Consider the following 245-nt stretch of genomic DNA (forward strand, 5'->3'; position numbering starts at 1 on the left):
GGGAGAGGAGAAGAGAAGAGAGGAAAGAAAAAAAAGAGAGAAGGGAAAAGGGAGAGGGGAAGAGAGGGGAGGGAAGAAAGAGAAGGGGGAAGGGGAGAAAAAAAAAAGAAGGAGGGAAGGAAAAGAGAGGGGAAGAAAGGGGGAGAAAGAGGAAAAAGGGAGGAGGGAAAAGGAAGAGAGGGAAGGGGAGGGAGAAGAGAGGGAGAAGAGGAGGGGAAGAAGGAAAAAGGGGGAGAAAAGGAAAG

Annotated in this window: 1 protein-coding gene; it reads left to right on the top strand. The window is 49.8% G+C overall.

What is annotated here, in order from left to right:
• Positions 1 to 245: hypothetical protein (locus AB1471_RS19105; RefSeq protein ID WP_367781035.1), on the top strand; the 245-nt coding region annotated here is incomplete at both ends.

This window comes from Jeotgalibacillus marinus (genome assembly GCF_040801915.1).
Lineage (GTDB): Bacteria > Bacillota > Bacilli > Bacillales > Jeotgalibacillaceae > Jeotgalibacillus > Jeotgalibacillus marinus.